A 19055-nucleotide genomic window follows, 5' to 3' on the forward strand; every position below is an offset into this window, starting at 1 on the left:
TATATCCTATTACTTGTCATAATGCAAGTGTTTTTTTCATTTTTTATGTTTTTTTATTAGGATTTTATTCAGCATTATTTTCCTAGTATGGTTTACAGAAGATTTACTTATACTACTATTATAAAATGAAGCAAACCTCTTTATTTTATAGTGCTTTAGCGATACCTCACCTTATAGGTGGTTATTAACCACACGGACTATGTTGTTTGGCTTTAGCAAAGATCTTATTAACCAATAAAATCCACTCTATTAAGAGTGGATTTTATACTTATTTTTAATTACATAAGTCCTTGCTTTCTAAGTTCACACATCAATCTTCTGTTGAAATTTTCACAATCCTTTGCGCTTCTTTCACGATCTCCTGGTATATTCGGTGAATAAGCTATATACTGCCTAAGTACTTCTAGCTGTTCTTCTTTCCCATTACTGTAAATGCGCTCATGTAAATGCCCTCCTGTCCCATGGATTGCATAATATTCTACATAGGGCCCATCTTCATTTTCTTGCATGACCACCTTAAGCAGCCATTCTCTAGCAGGAATTGTTTTCTTGTTACCTATAAATAGGTCTTCTTCATTAAGTAAGTTTTCTGCTGATGGAAATTTCCTAGTAAACCTTTCTTTAATCATATTATACATAATCCCACCCCCCTTAATTAATATGCAGGTGTATAATATCTTTTATACATATATTATACTATATGAGTTAAAATTTTAAAAGTTTTATTTATTTTTTCTACTTAGTTAACATTTTTATTTTTTATAGTTATTAATTTTGCACAAATATATTTTATTTTTTATTCTTACTAAGTGTATATTGCACAATTTCATTTTTCGAGATACTTCACTTCTTAAAACTAAACCCAAGCCTTTTTCTCCCCACTTGATTAGTTTATTCTAGTATTATCTCATTTATGTCTAATAATATATATCTCTTTTGATTTTCAAAAACAAAAAAGCATAGAAGCAACCTTCAGTGTATCTCACACTTAATCACAAGGTTATCTTTTATGCTTTTCTATAATAAAAATACTATTGTTTATTGCTATTAACGCTTTCCAATCTCTTTATCTTCTTCAGTTAATACACTATGTTCTTTAATATAATCAACAATTTCTTCAAGCTTTGTAAAAGCAAGCCCTACATAGCTGTCTGCTGCACCATAATAAATAGCTATTTTTCCAGTAGCTGAGTCATGAACTGTTGCACATGGGAAAGTAACATTTGGCACAAAACCACGTTCCTCAAACCATTCTTCTGGTGTTAGAAGGAAAGTTTCACATCTATATTTTACAATAGAAGGATTATCTATATCTAAAATAGCACCACCTATACTGTAGACATAGCCATTACAGGTTCCTGAAACACCATGATAGAATAAAAGCCATCCTTCAGTTGTTTCAATAGGAGCTGCACCACCACCAATTTTCAGTGACTCCCACCATTGTTTTCCTTTACCCATAACATGTCTGTGTTTTCCCCAATAAACAAGGTCAGGGCTTTCACTTAAGAATATATCCCCGAAAGGTGTATGTCCACTATCGCTTGGTCTAGATAACATCATGAAATTGCCATTAATTTTTCTAGGGAATAATACAGCATTTCGATTAAATGGTAAGAATGGATTTTCTACTCTTACAAATGTTTTAAAATCTGTTGTTTTTGCCATTCCAATGGCTGCACCATAAAAGTCTTGACACCAAATAATATAGTAAGTATCTTCAACTTTGACTAAACGTGGATCATATGCGTAGATTGGCATAAAAGGATTGCCATCTTCATCTATAAAAGGTATTTTGTTTTCATCAAAATCCCACTTAATTCCATCTTTACTTCTTCCCATATAAATATAAGGAATGCCATTGGTTTGTTCTCCACGAAATACACCAATAAATTCATCTTCATAGGGCATTACTGCGCTATTAAATATTCTAGCTACACCCTTTACTGGATTTCTTCCTATAATAGGATTTTCTGTATATCTCCATATAGGAGCTCCTACTATCCCTTCTGGCTTTTCTTGCCAAGGTACATTTTTCACTTCTGGTGATAACATTTTTAATTCACTCATTTTTAATTTACCTCTCAGTCAATTTTCATCCTACTTTTTCTGTGTTATTTCTAAATTAGCACATTTTCCCATTGCGTATTTTACTAACTGAGCATATTCCCCTTCTTCTTCTATTCCATTTAATTGCTTGTAATAAAGCATATGCAAAAACACTACGAGTTCTATAATAAATAAGAATATAAAACCTGAAGCGAGTAAAATTTTTACAATAAGTCCTTGAAAAAAGAAAGTAAAAATAACCATTGCACTAAATAACGGGATTAATAAAGTTGGCTTATAAAACATACAAAACGCAACTTCTACCAATGTCATTTTATTAGCTATAAACACATAAAACCCTGCAATATAAAAGATCATAGTAAGTAAAAGAGCTATTATAACTAAGCAAAGTACCGCATACATAGTCATCTCTAATTTTACTGCAACCATTATTCCTACAATATTAAATAGCAAAATTAAATTAACAGGAATAAAGCGAAGTAAGCATAAGGCTTTTTTGAATTCTCTAAAAAAACTTTTAATAATACTGTCATTAATATCAAATTCGTTGTAAATAATCATTCTCCCAATAACAAATGCTGCTGCAATAGATGGAATCATAAGTAAAGTCCCTGATAAAAGCGTAATGCCAAAACATAAAACACTTACGAATAAAATGACATGTATTGCGGACATTACCTTATAAAGAAGAGATTCCTTCATCATGACTTCACTGCACCTGCCAATCCATAGAAAATATATTTTTGTAAGAAAATATATGCAATACCTATTGGAATAATACCAATGAGAATCGCCGCTGCTACAATTTCAAACGGTGTTGCCGTATTACCAAAGAATTTATAAAGTGCTACGGTAAAGGTCTGTACATCTTTTCTTAAATAAAGATTTGGAACGTAGAAATCATTATAATATCCAATTCCATTCAAGATTAAAAGCGTTGTACAAGCTGGCTTTAGAAGCGGAAGAATGATCTTTCCATAAATCGTAAAATAATTCGCTCCATCAATTAAAGCTGCTTCATCTAATTCACTTGATAAAGAATCAAGTAAATTAAACATAATATAAATACCTATAATACCTACACCAGAATATAAAATAATAACACTAGGCATTTTATTTACTAATTGAAGCTTATACATAATTTGAAACACTACTGTTTGCGTTGTTACAAGAGGAATGAACATAGTCATGGTAAATAGCGCCATGATTAATTTCTTCAATTTAAATTCAAAACGATGGAGCACATAAGAGACCATAGTTGTAAACATAATTTGAATAGTTAATGAAACGCCTAAAATAATAGCGGTATTAACAAGTGCTTTTCCAAGATTACCTACTTTTATGGCATATTTAAAGTTATAACTATTAAACCAATTTACAGGTCCTTGAAGTACACTTGTCGTTGCATATTCGGTACCAGTTTTAAAGGCCATAAAGATGAGTGGAATGATTGGAATAATAACAAAACATGCTGACAATATTAAAAATAGATAACGGAATACTTTAAATCCTTTACTTTCTTGTATCATTCTATTCCTCTCCTCTCTTAGTTACTATATTTTGTAATAGTACTGCCAGTACTACAACAAAGAATACAACAACAGATAAAGCTGCTGCAAATCCTAAACGACTATCTGAGAATGCACTCTGTTGGATTTGAATAACAGGTGTAACTGTTCCATTAGAACCATTCATCATAATATAAGGTATTTCAAATACTTGAATAGAGCCAGAAATGCTCAATAAAATATTGATAAATAATACATTTTTAATAAATGGAATAGATATATATTTAATTTCTTGCCATTTTGTACAACCATCTACTGCTGCTGCTTCATATAATTCAGATGGTATAGTTTGCAAAGCGCCAAAGAACATAATAAAGTTCATACCATAATAACGCCAAATACTAATAGAAGCTATAGATGGATTAACTAAGTTTAACTGCTGTAACCATTGTGGCCCATCTATTCCTATGTAGGCTAACAGTGTATTTAATGTACCTGAGTTATTAAAGAAGATAATAAAAATCGTAGATACAATAACACCATTAAGTAAATAAGGAATAATTAAAATAGATTTAAATACATTAAGTCCACGGAATTTTCCGTTTACTACAATCGCCAAACCGAATGCAAAAATCAGTTGTGGTATAGCTACAACCATGTACCAAAGACAATTTTTGAATACTTTAAGATATTGTGGATCTGTAAAAATACGTTGGTAGTTTTTTAGCCCGATAAATTTAGGGGTACCTACCCCCTTATAGTTCGTAAGACTCCAGTAGAAATTGGTGAATATTGGAATATACGAAAAAATCAAGAGGTGGATAACGGGTATAATTAAAAATGTAAATATAATGATTCTGCTATTCTTATCCTGTCTCATTTTTGGCTCCTTCCCTGCTAAAAATATATAACATTAAAGAGGGGGGAGGCATCCTCCCTCCTCTTTAATGTTACTTAACTTATGCAGTCAACTAAGAATTTCTATTCTTGCCAAGATACTCCTAATTCATCTCTATATTCAACATAAGCTTTATTTTGTGCTTCTACTTGTTTGTTGTATGCTGTCCAATCATCTGGTTTTGTTACGTCTAATGCATCAAATAATAAACCTGCATATTTATAATCTGCCCATAAGTTTGCTTCTGTTAATACATTTTGGTTATTGATTGTGTTTTGAGTTTGTGCTGGTTGCATCATTGCTATAGCTTCACCAGATTCTACCATTTGATCGATAATGCTATAAAGTTCTGGTACTACAGGAGTAACACCTTTTTTGTTTGCAATGTATCCACTGTCTGCTATAAATTGTGCATCTTCAGATACATACTCAATAAATGCTCTTGCTGCTTCTTTGTTTTTAGAGAATTTGCTGATAGCCCAGTTATCTGCTGGTGCTGCTAATACATAACGACCACTTCCAAAGTCAGGAGCTGGTGCGAATTTAATGATAGAAGGATCTGTTCCTGCTGGTACACGACCTTGAATTTGAGGCACTACCCAAGAACCGAATAACATCATAGCTGCTTTACCATAAGCTACAGAGTCCATTGCAACACCAAAGTCTGTATAAACTTCTGGTTCAAAGAAACCTTTTGCTTTCCACTCTGTATACATTTTAATTGTTTTTCCAACTGGTTCTGTTTCACTAAATGGTGTATCACTCTTTAACATTGATTCGAATGCATTTGGAACACCAGATACATAAGCTGCAAAGTCATTAAGAGTAGCTAAAGGCCAGTTTTCAACTCTATGTATAGAAATTGGTGTGATGCCTGCTGCACGAATTTTTTCACACATTTCTTCAAATTCAGCTTGTGTTGCTGGAATAGCATCATAACCTACTGATTTTAATACTTCTTCATTATATACTACAGCTTGGTTATATGCTTTACCTGGCATGATACTAAAGATGTTTTTCTCATCATTAGGCATTGCATATGCATAGTCACCATATAACTCTGCTGCTTCTTCAACTGTACAATATGGTTCTGTGTAAGCAGCCCATTGCTCTAAACTCCAGTTAGGAGCTGTGAAAACATCAACACTGTCATCTTCAACTTTAAATAAAGGCTCAATTTCACTTTCATTAGTAATTACATTTAATTCAACATTAATACCTGTTTCTTGTGTGAATTTCTCAGCTAAATGTTTTAAGATAGCTGTAGATTCATCACGGTAAGTATTACCTGCATCATCTTTCTTTTCTTCTCCTAGAACTCTATTTCCCCCGTGAGTATAAACACTGATAGTTGTTCCTGCAAGAGAAGAGGTATCTTTTTCTGCTTCAGCTGATGCGCTTGGAGCTGTGGAAGGTGATGCTGCTGGTTCGTCAGTTTTTGTTTGGTTGCCACCACAACCTGCAAGTAAAGATGATGCCATAGCTGTCGTTAACAATAAGGTAAATAATTTCTTTTTCATAATTTCCCTCCTGAAGTTAATTTTTTAATTTTTTTAACTTAATATTATTTTAAATCACTTTGTTTATTTAGTCATCACCTTTTCTTGCAATTTATATCACTATATTGATTTTTTTATATTAAATATTAATTTTTTATATTAGTTCGTTTATTTTTTTGTCTATTTTAACCACCCTAAAATTGTATTTACTGAATTTTAGCTTATACTTTTACATTAATAAAACTAAATCTATATTTTTTAGCTTATTTTAATTTGAAACTATACTTGATACGACATAATAAAGTAAAAATAGCAAAAAATAAGGATAGCTCCTAGGAGCTATCCTTATTTTACTTTATTCGTTTTTACCGCAACAAGCTTTATATTTTTTACCACTACCACATGGGCAAAGATCATTTCTTCCAACTTTTTCTTTTTTAACTATAGGTTTTGCACCTAAGCTATCATCTTGGTGATTAACAGCTACTGGTTCTGCCACACGCTCACGCTTAATCTCTACGTTTTCTCTAATTCTTACGTGATATAGTGCTCTTACTGTCTCTAATTTAATATTTTCTGTCATTTCCTCGAAAATATCAAAGCTTTGGAAGCGATATTCTACAAGTGGATCTCTCTGACCATATGCTTGAAGGTTAACACCTTGTTTCATTTGATCCATATTGTCTAAATGATCCATCCATTTTTGATCGATTACTTTAAGTAAAATAACACGTTCAATTTCTCTTAATTGTTCGCCTATTTCTTCTTCTTTAGCATTATATAATCTTTCTGCTTCTTCATATAATCTTTCTTTTAACGCAAGCGCAGTAAGACCTTGTTGTTCTTCTTTAGTATAATTCACATTTTCTACTGGTATAACACTGCGTAAATGCTCAAGCATAGCTGGAAGATTCCATTCTTCTGCATATTCAATACCATGAGTTGCGTTGTCTACAATTGTGCTAATAACATCTTTAGCCATGGTTACAATGTTATCACGTAAGTTTTCATTTTTGAGTACTTTATAACGTTCACCATAAACGATTTCTCTTTGTTCATTCATGATTTTATCATATTCTAATAAATGCTTACGTACACCAAAGTTATTTCCTTCAACTTTCTTTTGAGCACGCTCAATAGCAGAAGAAAGAATTTTATGTTCAATTGGCTCATCATCTGGAAGACCAAGTGCATCAAACATTTTGAGTGTTGATTCTGGTGTAAATAATCTCATTAAATCATCTTCAAGTGCAAGGTAAAATCTAGATTCACCAGGATCACCTTGACGTCCTGAACGTCCACGAAGCTGATTATCAATACGTCTTGATTCATGGCGTTCTGTACCAATAATCTTAAGACCACCTAAGGCTTGCACACCTTCTTCAAGCTGAATATCTGTACCACGACCAGCCATGTTTGTAGCAATGGTAACAGCACCTTTTTTACCTGCTAAAGCAATAATTTCAGCTTCTTTTGCATGATACTTGGCATTAAGTACTTGGTGTGGTACCCCCTCACGTTTAAGTAATTTACTTAAAAGCTCTGAAGTATCAATGGTTACAGTACCAACAAGTACTGGTTGCCCTTTAGCATGAGATGCTTTAATGTCTTCAATAACAGCTTTAAACTTAGCATCCTCTTTCTTAAATACGATATCTGGATGATCTTTACGTAAGACAGGCATATTAGTTGGAATAACAATAACATCCATACCATAAATATCTCTAAACTCAGCTTCTTCTGTAAGAGCTGTACCTGTCATACCTGATTTCTTAGCATATTTATTGAAGTAGTTTTGGAAGGTAATAGTAGCAAGTGTTTGACTTTCTTTTCTAACTTCTACGCCTTCTTTTGCTTCAATAGCTTGGTGAAGACCATCTGAGTAACGACGTCCATCCATTAGACGTCCTGTAAATTCATCAACGATAATAATTTCACCTTTTTCGTTAATGATATAGTCTTTTTCTCTATGCATTAAGTTGTGAGCTTTGAGGGCAATATTGATGTGATGTTGAATTTCCATATTCTCTGGATCTGCTAGGTTATCTAGTCCAAAATACTGTTCTGCTTTTTTCACACCATCCTGAGTAAGGGTTACCGTCTTTTGTTTCTCATCTACAACGAAATCCCCTTCTTCTTCAATCTCTTCTCTCATAAGATTACTCATAGCAGATTCTTCTCCTAAGAGACGCCCTTTTGTTAAGCGACGTACAAATACGTCAGCTGATGTGTAAAGCTTAGTAGATTTAGAACCTTGTCCTGAAATAATAAGTGGTGTTCTAGCTTCATCGATAAGAACAGAGTCAACCTCATCTATTACCGCAAAGTTAAGGTCTCTTTGTACCATTTCCTCTGCATAAATAACCATATTATCACGTAGATAATCGAAACCAAACTCATTATTAGTTCCATAAGTAATATCGTTGTTATAAGCTTCACGCCTAGCATCATTTTTCATATCACTAAGGATACATCCTACTGAAAGTCCTAAGAAATTATGCACTTGTCCAATTTCCTGTGAGTCACGTTGCGCTAAGTAATCGTTAACAGTAACAACGTGTACCCCTTTACCTTCAAGTGCATTTAAATAAGCAGGAAGCATACCTACTAAAGTCTTACCTTCACCAGTTCTCATCTCTGCTATACGCCCATTGTGAAGGATAATACCACCCATGATTTGTACACGGAAGTGCTTTTTACCAAGTACACGCCAGCTAGCTTCTCTACATACAGCATAAGCTTCTGGTAAAATGTCATCTAAGGTTTCACCTTTTTCTAAACGCTCTTTAAACTCTACAGTCTTGTGCTTTAATTCATCATCTGAAAGCTTTTGCATAGCTTCATCATACGATTCTACTTTCGCAACGATAGGTTCAATTCTTTTAAGCTCTCTTTGGGAGTGAGTCCCAAAAATTTTATCTATTATCTTCAAACTATTCACCCTCTTTATCTTTATATGTATGTTAAGTATTTCTATCCGCCTTTTTCTTTCTATTCAAACATCAGCCTTAAGTATAACAAATATTAAATTGCATTACAACTAGGTGCTTAATCCAATTATACCCATTATATTAGCTTTAAACGCACTTCTTTTCAAGTTTTACGTTTAAAGTGTTTATATTATCTAACTTGCATACAAAAAAGGGTGTAAGAGCAAGCTTTAGCTCTTACACCCCTTAGCTACCATTTTTATTCTAATACAGGTTCGATAAGACCATATGTGCCATTTTTTCTCTTGTAAACCACATTAACTTCTTCTGTTTCACCATCTAAGTATACAAAGAAATTATGTCCAACTAATTCCATTTGAAGTACTGCTTCCTCTGCACTCATAGGCTTAATAGCAAATTTCTTTGTTTTTTCAATTTTGAGTGTTACTCCATCATTTTCATCTTCTTCTAAGAAACTTGGTGTGAACTCACTAACTGTATTTCTATGTTTATCTCTTAATCTATTCTTATACTTATTGATTTGCTTTTCTATTACTGCTACGGCATCATCCATAATATTGTACATATTCTTGCCTTCAACTTCTGCTCTTAGTACTGAGCCGTTAAAAGGAATAGTAATCTCAATAATATGACTTAATTTTTCTACACTAAGTGTAATTTGAGCCATAACACTATCATTAAAATATTTATCTAATTTAACGATTTTCTCCTCCACTGCATTTTCTAGTGCTGCTGTTAGTTCTATGTTTTTTCCACTAATGTTGTATTTCATATTGCATCTCTCCTTTCAACTCTATGAAGTCTCTGTCTTTAATATCATAGGGTTATACTATAATTATTCTACACATGATGCGCTTTTCCTCTTTTTTATAGTATATTTTTAAATTTAGTTTAAAATTCCAATATAAATTTAGTATGAATTAAAATGAGATGCTCTATAATTATTTGTTATAAAGCTTTGTAAAAATAAAAGGTGACGATTTTCTAGATTAAAATCGTCACCTTTTCAATCTGATCTATGAAAATGGTGCGTATTACACCTTCTTATGCTTGTAAAAATTGGCCAATTGCTTTTTTATATTTATTCATAACTAGTAGTGTGACAGGAATACCCATTACCATAACGACTATAAATTCACCAAGGCCTACACTTGCCATGGATGAAATTAGCGCTACTACTGCCCCGTGTTCACTTGGCAGACTAAAGCCTGCGAAGTAAAGCATTGCACCTACAATAATGGCATTAAATACTACTGGCCAGATAGAAGCAACCCAAATACCTTTCTTACTACCCTTGAAGATTTTAGCTGTGTAGCTGATAGCACCTACGCTTATTAAAGTTGCTAAAGTACCAAAGATACAATCCAGCACAGGTGTTGGTGAAAATAAAAGATTAGCTAAAAAGCATCCTAAAGTTAAACCAATTGTAGCAAGCGGATTGAAATAAGCTAAAAATACCATAATCTCTGATAAACGTAGCTGAAGTGGTGTAAAGCTAATAGTCATAAATAATCCTGTTAATGCGGCATAAATAGCTGCTACTAAAGCTATTTGCACAAGCTGTTTGGTAGTAATCTTTGTTTTCATCATTTTGATTTCCCCTTTTTAAAATAAATTTAGCCGAGGTAAATGATTAATAGATTATTCTTACAAATAAAAAATCGTAGGAATAAGTTCCTACGATAAATGTATTGCAAGCGGTGCATCAAAAGACAGAGCTTTCTTTAAGAAAACTCTATCTCACCGTTTGTTAATCTTATTATTTACCGTAGTTTTGTTTAAAGACAGGAGGCTTTCGAACTGTCTGCATATTATTACTAGCTTAATTATTATACTCTCTTCCTCTTCATTTTTCAAGCTAGTTGCCCTCTAAGAATAACTGCTGTTCTTTATTCATTATTAATTATTAATTGTTCTTTAGCTGTTTCCGATTTTTCACTTCTCACATGCATATACTCAGCTGTTATTACAGCAGCCAAAATCAGAGTAGCTCCTATAATCATTTGAAGTGTTAATGCTTCTTTTAAAATAAGTACAGATAATGCTGTCCCAAATACAGATTCCATACATAAAATAATAGCTGCTCTTGAAGCTGAAGTATATTTTTGCCCTATCGTTTGGCAAAGAAACGCACAAAAGCTACTAAATACACCTAAATAAACAACAGGTATAGCCATTTCCATAGTAATGGCCTTAGGCGGCTCTTCAAATAATAAGGCACAAATAAAGCCTAAAACGCAGCAAGTAATCATTTGTAAAATAGCTAATACAATGGCATCCATTTTATCTGCATACTGACCTAATACAGTAATGTGAGCTGCGAAAAATACGGCACATAAAATGCCTAAAAGCTCTCCAACACCAATGCTAAAACCTGCTTCTTGATTTAAATTTAAAAAACCAAAGCCAACTACAGCAATTAATCCTGCTATAAGGTTGTATTTTTTAATATGTTGTTTAAATACAACAAAAGTAAGAAAAGGAACAATAATAACATTTAATGCAGTTAAAAAGGATAATTTTCCTACACTAATATAAAGAGCTCCCACTGTTTGAAAGGTAAAACCTAAAAATAAAAAGGTACCAATCATACAGCCAGGTAAGAGGTCCTCTTTTTTAATCGCTTTAAATTTCTTCCAAAATAATATAATCATCAAAACACTTGCGATAGCAAAACGAATCGCTATCATATAAAAAGGTGATAAGGTATCTAGAGATTTAGATACACCTATAAACCCTCCACCCCATACAATTGCTGTTATTAAAAGGAGTAAATCTCCTATGCCTTTAGGTATATTCTTTGTATTAGTCATCGCCTGTCATCCTCCATTATTTATGTACATATACTTAAATAATATAATTCATTTACTTTATTTATAAAAGTTTTATTTTTCAATTTTTGTGCATTCTCCATATTATTGTCGTTTTTTTACATATTATGTCGTGTATTTTTTTACCATTTATATAATTCGCACTAAAACCCTCACTTATTTTGATGTTATTTTAAATTATTCTCAACCTTATGATATAATATTTTAAAAGGGGTGATTAATATGAATCATTTTAAACTTTCTCAGTTAAAGCTAAGCCGCAAACTTATGCTCATGTTTGTGCTAGTTAGCTTAATTCCGATGGTACTCATGGGGATATTCTCTACTTCTAGTGCCAAACAATCGCTTACCGACCTTCAGGAACTTTTACTTAATAAGCAACTCAGTACTAATATTCAAGTAGCAAACCGTTATTTATATAATGCTTATGGAGATATTGCTCTTAAGGATAATGTTCTAGTTACTTCTTCTGGTGAGCCTATTACGTCTGAAGATGAAATGATCGAAACTTTAGGAGAAGACTTAGATGTATATGCTACTTTATTTGTCAAAAATAGTGAAGGTTTCATGCGAGTAAATACTAATGTATTAAATGAGCAAGGTGAAAAAGCAATCAATACCTATTTAGATACTTCTAGTGCTGCTTATAGTACAGTGAATAGTGGTGAAGAATATGTCGGCTATGCAAAGATATTAGATGAGAATTACTTTACTATTTATGAACCTCTAAAAGATTCTAATGGTACTATAATTGGTATCCTTTTTCTAGGTGTTGCAACTAAAGATTCTTTGGCTGTCATTAGCAGTAGTATCCAATCTTCTACTTTATCCATTGCTATCGGTATTATATTTACCTGTTTATTAGGTCTTATTATTGCAATTCTTCTATCTAGATCTATTACAAAACCTATTCAAATTGTCATTAATCATGCTAAGAAAATTGCTAGTTATGAAATTGGCGAAAGCTTACCTGATACATATATCACACGCCCAGATGAAGTCGGTGATTTAGCACGGGCAACAATAGATATTCAAGATAACCTAAAAAATATGGTTCAAGAAATTAAAGGTGTTTCTAAAATGGTAGCTGACTCTTCTACTCAGCTTAGTGTCAACTCTTCTGAAACCTCTGTTGCTACTGATGAAATTGCACGTTCTACTACAGAAATTGCTCAAGGTGCTTCAGACCAAGCTAGTAGCACCACTGAAGGTTTAAATAAACTTAAAGATTTAGGAGATTTATTGGACCAAGATAGCCACAGTGTTGATGCTCTTAATGAACTCTCTGAAAAGATTTCTGCCCTTACTACTACTGGCTTAAGTATTATTGAAACCCTGACTGCTAAGACTAGCGAAAGTAATGCTCATGTTTCCGATGTATATGCTAGCATCATGAAAACTAACGAAAGCTCTTCTCAGATTGGTGAAGTTAGTAATTTAATTACCAGTATTTCTTCTCAGACGAATTTACTAGCCCTTAATGCTTCGATTGAAGCAGCCAGAGCTGGTGAACACGGCCGCGGCTTTGCTGTAGTTGCTGAAGAAATTCGTAAATTAGCAGAACAAACAGCTGCCTCTACAAAAATGATTGATGCCTTGGTAGTCACTCTTCAAGCTGATGCTAGTAATGCTGTAGCCACTACTAGCAAAGTAAAAGAAACCCTGGCTATTCAATCAGAAAGTGTTATCACTACAGAAACTAAATATAAAGAAATCGCTAATGCCATTCAGGAATCTACAAAAATGGCTGAACTCCTACATCATTCTAGCGAGCTACTAACTACTAAGAAAAATGAACTTTATGAAACCATGCATGATCTAGCTTTGGTAGCTCAATCTAATGCCGCTGCCACTGAGGAAGCATCTGCCTGTATAGAAGAACAATCTGCTTCTATTCTAGAATTACTTAACTCTAGTAAGACCCTAGCTGAACTTTCTCACTCTCTCCATAAATTAATTGAACGATTCAAACTTTAAATCAAGAGCTGTTGCATTAAGTGCAACAGCTTCTTTCTTTTCCTCCATATATCTATCTCATACCATTTAGTACAAAAAATCCTACATTATGTCGTAGAGTACTTTAAATTCATTTAATTTATGGCAATATTAAATCACAATCATCAACTTATTACATAGGAGGAAAAAATATGAATAAAAAAGCAAAAAAACTGGGATTATTCACTGCTGCTCTATTAACTGCTACTAGTTCCATGCCTCTTAGCTTATATACCAATATCAATCCTACCAATATTTATGCTTCTACCTTAAGTGACACTTCTTTTAATTTCGACTTTGAAACAGATGAAGAAGGTTGGGGGCCTAGAGGCGATGAAACAGTTGCTATTGCTACAGATGCAGCTTACAAAGGTAGTCAAAGCTTAAAGGTTACTAGTAGAAAAAGTAGTTGGAATGGACCTTCTTGCAATATTACTAGTCTTCTTCAGGAAGGAAAAACCTATCGCTTCTCAGCTTGGGTTATGTACAATGATACCACTGCTAGTAATACCCAAACCCTAACACTATCACTAGCTTGTACACCTACAGGCAGCAGCGAAACTTATAAGAATATTGTTTCTAAAAGTGCCACAAAAGGTAACTGGACATTATTAGAGGGTACCTATACTTACACAGGTGGTATGGATGCTGTTAAACTCTATGTTGAAGGCGGTACCATGGATTTCTATATAGATAATGTTACTGTCCAGGCCTTAGAGGATGCTAAGATTGAAACAGATATTCCTTCTATTAAAGAAGCTTATAATAGTTATTTTAAATTTGGTACTGCTATTACTGCTAATACTTTAAGCCAATCTAACAAAGATTTAATCTTAAAGCATTTTGATAGTTTAACTTGTGGCAATGAAATGAAACCTGATGCCATTTTGGACCACGGGGCAACGGTTGCTTATATGGAAGCTACTGGAGATCAAACTTCTCCTCAAATTTCCTTAACTCAAGCTGCTCCTATTCTTAACTTTGCAAGAGATAATCATATTCCAATGCGTGGTCACGTTCTCGTTTGGCATGCACAAACACCTCGTTGGTTCTTTGCTGAGAACTACTCTACTAATAGCAATGCCCCTTTAGTATCTAAAGAGGTTATGCTTCAGAGATTAGAAAATTATATTAAAACTGTATTTGAAACATTAGAAGCTAAATATCCAGATATAGAGTTCTATAGTTGGGACGTTGTTAATGAAGCCATTGACCCAAGTACCTCTAACGGTTATAGAAATCCTGGTACTGTAGCTAGTACCACTACTTCTTTATGGATGCAGGTAATAGGTGAAGACTTTATTCCAAAAGCTTTTGAATATGCTCGTAAATACGCGCCTAGCGGCACTTTATTAGCTTACAATGACTATAACGAGTGTGAATCTGGTAAAAGTAAGTATATTTATGAACTCTGCAAAAAACTAGTTGCTAATGGTACCTTAGATGTGATTGGTATGCAACAACATAATAATATGTATAGTCCAAGTGTAAGTGAATTTGAAACAGCTGTAAGAAAATATGCTTCTTTAGGTGTTAAAATAGAAGTTACTGAATTAGACATTACAACAACAGACCTTTCTACCTCTGGCTTTACAGCTCAAGGCACAAGATATAAAGCCTTTATGGATGTGCTTAAAAAGCTAAAGAAAGAAGGCATAGATATTAATGCCGCTGTTGTTTGGGGTACAATAGATTCCGAATCTTGGAGAAGTAGTCAAGCACCACTTTTATTCGATGCTAACTTCAAAGCAAAACCTGCTTTTTGGGGTGTTATAGGTGATACCACACCAGTGGATCCTGTGGATCCAGTAGACCCTGTAGACCCTGTAGATCCTGTAGACCCTGTAGATCCTGTAGACCCTGTAGATCCTGTAGACCCTGTAGACCCTGTGGATCCTAGTGAAACAGTTGTTCCAATAGTTACCGTTAAAAATCAAATCGGTGGCTCTATTGCTCAACAATATACTGTTACAGCAAGTGGTACTGCACCTCTTGATTTATCATTACTTAAGATTCGCTATTACTATACAAAAGATGGTAATACGCCTCAATCTTTCTGGTGTGATACTGCTGGCATTACCTTGAATAAAGCTCCTTGGTATGTGAATTATACATCTTCCGTTAAAGGAACCTTTAATGATGGGTATCTTGAAATTAGCTTTAAGGATGCCGTCACCCTCTCCCCTTCTGAGGCTGGCTTAAAATTTGATATTCGCTTTAACCAACAAGATTGGTCAAGCTATACCAATTTTAAGGCTGGTGCTATAGAAATTGTTTATGACGGCATAACTATAAAGTAGTAGGTCCCCCTTGCCACGTTCCTACTAAAAATAAAATAGCCGGCTGACTTAGTGTTCATCACTAAGTCAGCCGGCTATTTTATTAATTTAGAGGTACACCATAGTGGCTAGCCACATCTTTCAAACCTTGTAAGATTTCATCCTTCCCATAATCATGTTCCTCTAAAAATGCTTCATCTAATTTATTTAACTGATTATAAAAATCCACCATTAATGCTAAGTAACGTAAATCAGCAGTATTCATATGTTCATAAAGTATATTTTCAGCCTCATTGATCTCCCCCTTACCTACCATCTCTTTAAGGCGTAGATAAAGTTCATCCGTAAGTGTTTCTTCCTCTTCTGCTTCATAAACAACAGTTTCTTTATTAAAAAATATCTTAGCTATCGCTCTTGCTAAACCTTCTATTTGAGTTAAAATATAATCGTTTTTTAACACGGTTTAAACACTTCCTTTAGTATTTTTTCTAACATTCTATACTACTTGTTTTATTGTTTCAAGTTAAAAGCTGATATATGTTACATATATTAAGACTAGATAACCTAATTCTGCTAATTCGCAAATGCAGCCTAGAATGTCACCTGTTATGCCATCAATCTTCTTGTATATTGAGCGAACAAATAACCTAACAGCTATTATAAGAAGTAACACACTTCCTAACTGCATCAAGATGCTTGGCAGCGTTAGTTCTCCTACTATAAATATGACTATTCCTATAATGCCTAACATAATGAGGATTGTTCCTATTAAATATGGTGTACTTACTTTACCGATAAAGAGATTACCCATGCCTTTTTCTCTAGGAGTCTTTGTTTTATAACAAGCTATTACTTGCATGCTGCGAGCCACAACTGGCATGAGTAAAATAACCCAGAGCAGGCCTTGTTCTAGCAAGGTATATATAAAGCCTGCTTTAAGCAATAAAACAAGTAAAATGGCTAGAAGGGCATTGGTTCCTAGTCTTGAATCTTTCATAATCTCCAACATACGTTCTTTGTCTCTGTAGCTATAAAGGCCATCAAAGGTATCACCTAATCCATCTAAATGGAGTCCCCCTGTTAAGATGACTTCACCTATTAAAATGATGATAGTTGCAATATACGTATTAAATACCTCTTGGCTCACTATTCCCATAGCATAATAGAACAAACCTAAAACTAAGCCTACTACGGGAAAATAAATCATACTTTTATGAAACTCTTCATCTATCCCTGTATCCACTGGTATAGGAAGCCTCGTCATAAACTGCATAATACCTATTAATCTTTTCATTTTTTCTCCCATTACCCTTTGATTTTCATAGGAATGCCACTTATTACAAAATAAACTTCGTCGCTTGCTTTTGCAATTAGCTGATTCATACGTCCAATAATATCTGTGTAGATTCTAGTAAGTCTATTACCAGCTACTGGAGATAACCCTATTTCATTAGTTACTAAAACAAAATAAAGCTCTGTTTCTTTAACTGCTTCTAGAAGCTTTATAAACGCTTCCTTAATCATTTGTTCTAACTGATTGACCTCTTCTTCTGAAAGCTGATCATAATCTAGGTGTTCTTTAAACATAAGGTTATTCACCATCAGCGTCACACAATCTAAAATAACTGTTTGATACTCCTTGGCAATCTCCTCTATTTGTCCTGCTATATTTTCATATATTTCATAAGTTGTCCACTCACTAGGACGCATTTCCTGATGCTTTCTTACACGCTCTTTCATTTCTTCATCAAAAGGAATACTTGTTGCGATATAAGCTGTTTGATTATTTTGTGCTTTGCAAAGTGCCTCTGCATAACTACTTTTCCCAGACCTAGCACCACCTGTTACAAGAATTATTTTGCTCATTTTCTAACCTCTTTCTAACTGCATCTCTTTCCCACCATCTCTAGTCATTCTATCACTAAAACATAATAGGAATCCATATTTCTATCACATGACAGTATTTTAACCTTAGCATTTACTAGCTGCTCTTGTTGCCATGTTTTCATATAAATAATTAGCTGTGTCTAGTAGAGGGAAAAGTAAGATTCCCCCTGAACCTTCTCCGAGTCTCATATCTAAATGTAAAATAGCTTTTAATCCTAATAACTCCAGTGCTTTTACTGTTCCTGGTTCTGCTGAATAATGGGATGCAATCATATATGAAGCTGCTTCTTCATGAAGTTTTTTAGCCAAAAGTGCTGCGGCATAAGAAATAAAACCATCTAAAATGACTGGTACTCTATAAGCTGCTGCACCTAAAATAGCACCTGCCATAGCACCAATTTCAAAGCCTCCTACCTTCATTAGTACATCTATAGCATCCTCTTGATTTGGTGTATTAAGAGCAATCGCTTCTCTAATAATATTAGCTTTATGTCCCACTTTTTCTGGTGTTAAACCTGCTCCTCTACCTGTCACTTCTTTAGGATCACAATTTGCAAATACAGAAATAATGGCACTCGAAGGTGTGGTATTAGCAATACCCATTTCTCCAATCGCTAATACTCTACTTCCTTCATCAATAGCCTTTGTTGCTACCTCTATACCTATTTCTATACTTTTTACCGCTTCTTCCCTACTCATGGCAGGGCCTTTATGGATATTTGAGGTACCTTTTCTAATTTTATAATCTAATACGCCTTCTAATTTTTCTTCACAATTCACCCCAACATCTACTGCAATAACGTTTGCCTTCATATACTTTGCTAAAGTCCCCACTGCGCAAATGCCTGATGCAAAATTAGGAATCTGCGCTTTTGTTATCCACTGGGGGTCTGCTGCTACGCCTTCTTCATAGACGCCATGATCTCCTGCAAAAGCCACTACAGTCTTTTTCTCCATATTAAAGCTTACGCTTTCATAAATACCAGCTAGCTGCACACATAAATTTTCCAGATAACCTAGGCTTCCTAAAGGTTTGCTTAAAAGGTCTATCTTTTGCTGTGCTCTATCCATTATATCTTTATTTAAAGGTTGAATTTGTTTTAAGGTTTCTTCTAAACGCGCCATAATCTTATCTCT

At 33.8% G+C, this 19055-nt stretch carries 16 protein-coding genes; 2 read left to right on the plus strand and 14 right to left on the minus strand.

Features of this window, described 5'->3' with window-relative positions:
• Positions 1-278: 278 nt before the first annotated feature.
• The 10 genes from CLOLE_RS17090 to CLOLE_RS17135 form a co-directional block, all read right to left on the minus strand.
• Positions 279-638, minus strand: a complete 360-nt coding sequence (locus CLOLE_RS17090) for a hypothetical protein (protein ID WP_013658366.1) — start codon at positions 636-638, stop codon at positions 279-281.
• A 409-nt stretch (positions 639-1047) separates the two neighbouring features.
• Entirely contained in the window at positions 1048-2070 is a 1023-nt protein-coding gene (locus tag CLOLE_RS17095; RefSeq protein ID WP_013658367.1) for a glycoside hydrolase family 130 protein, read from the minus strand.
• 30 nt (positions 2071-2100) lie between these two features.
• Positions 2101-2745, minus strand: coding sequence for a hypothetical protein (locus CLOLE_RS17100; protein WP_162145089.1), 645 nt, complete (start codon positions 2743-2745; stop codon positions 2101-2103).
• A gap of 26 nt (positions 2746-2771) precedes the next feature.
• Positions 2772-3599 (minus strand): carbohydrate ABC transporter permease, encoded by an 828-nt coding sequence (locus CLOLE_RS17105; protein ID WP_013658369.1) that lies wholly within the window; start codon positions 3597-3599, stop codon positions 2772-2774.
• Position 3600: 1 nt separating this feature from the next.
• Positions 3601-4458, minus strand: a complete 858-nt coding sequence (locus tag CLOLE_RS17110) for a carbohydrate ABC transporter permease (RefSeq protein WP_013658370.1) — start codon at positions 4456-4458, stop codon at positions 3601-3603.
• Positions 4459-4559: 101 nt separating this feature from the next.
• On the minus strand, positions 4560-5996 hold the full coding sequence (locus CLOLE_RS17115) for an ABC transporter substrate-binding protein (RefSeq protein WP_013658371.1): 1437 nt from the start codon (positions 5994-5996) through the stop codon (positions 4560-4562).
• Positions 5997-6330: 334 nt separating this feature from the next.
• Positions 6331-8907, minus strand: coding sequence for a preprotein translocase subunit SecA (gene secA / locus CLOLE_RS17120; protein ID WP_013658372.1), 2577 nt, complete (start codon positions 8905-8907; stop codon positions 6331-6333).
• 257 nt (positions 8908-9164) lie between these two features.
• Complete coding sequence (gene hpf / locus CLOLE_RS17125; protein ID WP_013658373.1) at positions 9165-9698, minus strand: ribosome hibernation-promoting factor, HPF/YfiA family; 534 nt, start codon at positions 9696-9698, stop codon at positions 9165-9167.
• 272 nt (positions 9699-9970) lie between these two features.
• Positions 9971-10516 carry a QueT transporter family protein gene (locus CLOLE_RS17130; protein ID WP_013658374.1) on the minus strand — a complete coding sequence of 182 codons (546 nt, stop codon included), beginning with the start codon at positions 10514-10516 and terminating at the stop codon, positions 9971-9973.
• Between the two features lie 299 nt (positions 10517-10815).
• Positions 10816-11739 carry a DMT family transporter gene (locus CLOLE_RS17135; protein WP_013658375.1) on the minus strand — a complete coding sequence of 308 codons (924 nt, stop codon included), beginning with the start codon at positions 11737-11739 and terminating at the stop codon, positions 10816-10818.
• A gap of 240 nt (positions 11740-11979) precedes the next feature.
• On the opposite strand from CLOLE_RS17135, the gene CLOLE_RS17140 reads away from it, so the two are divergent.
• A complete protein-coding gene (locus CLOLE_RS17140; protein ID WP_013658376.1) occupies positions 11980-13734 on the plus strand; it encodes a methyl-accepting chemotaxis protein in 1755 nt (584 codons plus the stop codon).
• A 170-nt stretch (positions 13735-13904) separates the two neighbouring features.
• Entirely contained in the window at positions 13905-16052 is a 2148-nt protein-coding gene (locus tag CLOLE_RS17145; protein ID WP_013658377.1) for an endo-1,4-beta-xylanase, read from the plus strand.
• Positions 16053-16134: 82 nt separating this feature from the next.
• Here CLOLE_RS17145 and CLOLE_RS17150 read toward each other — a convergent pair whose 3' ends face one another.
• From CLOLE_RS17150 to cobT, 4 genes are all read right to left on the minus strand, one after another.
• Positions 16135-16491 carry a DUF6483 family protein gene (locus CLOLE_RS17150; protein WP_013658378.1) on the minus strand — a complete coding sequence of 119 codons (357 nt, stop codon included), beginning with the start codon at positions 16489-16491 and terminating at the stop codon, positions 16135-16137.
• A gap of 63 nt (positions 16492-16554) precedes the next feature.
• Complete coding sequence (cobS, locus tag CLOLE_RS17155) at positions 16555-17325, minus strand: adenosylcobinamide-GDP ribazoletransferase (RefSeq protein ID WP_013658379.1); 771 nt, start codon at positions 17323-17325, stop codon at positions 16555-16557.
• Between the two features lie 11 nt (positions 17326-17336).
• Positions 17337-17897 carry a bifunctional adenosylcobinamide kinase/adenosylcobinamide-phosphate guanylyltransferase gene (cobU, locus tag CLOLE_RS17160; protein WP_013658380.1) on the minus strand — a complete coding sequence of 187 codons (561 nt, stop codon included), beginning with the start codon at positions 17895-17897 and terminating at the stop codon, positions 17337-17339.
• 105 nt (positions 17898-18002) lie between these two features.
• Complete coding sequence (cobT, locus tag CLOLE_RS17165; protein WP_013658381.1) at positions 18003-19043, minus strand: nicotinate-nucleotide--dimethylbenzimidazole phosphoribosyltransferase; 1041 nt, start codon at positions 19041-19043, stop codon at positions 18003-18005.
• Positions 19044-19055: the final 12 nt, after the last annotated feature.

This window comes from Cellulosilyticum lentocellum DSM 5427 (assembly GCF_000178835.2).
In the GTDB taxonomy this organism is placed as follows: Bacteria; Bacillota; Clostridia; order Lachnospirales; family Cellulosilyticaceae; genus Cellulosilyticum; species Cellulosilyticum lentocellum.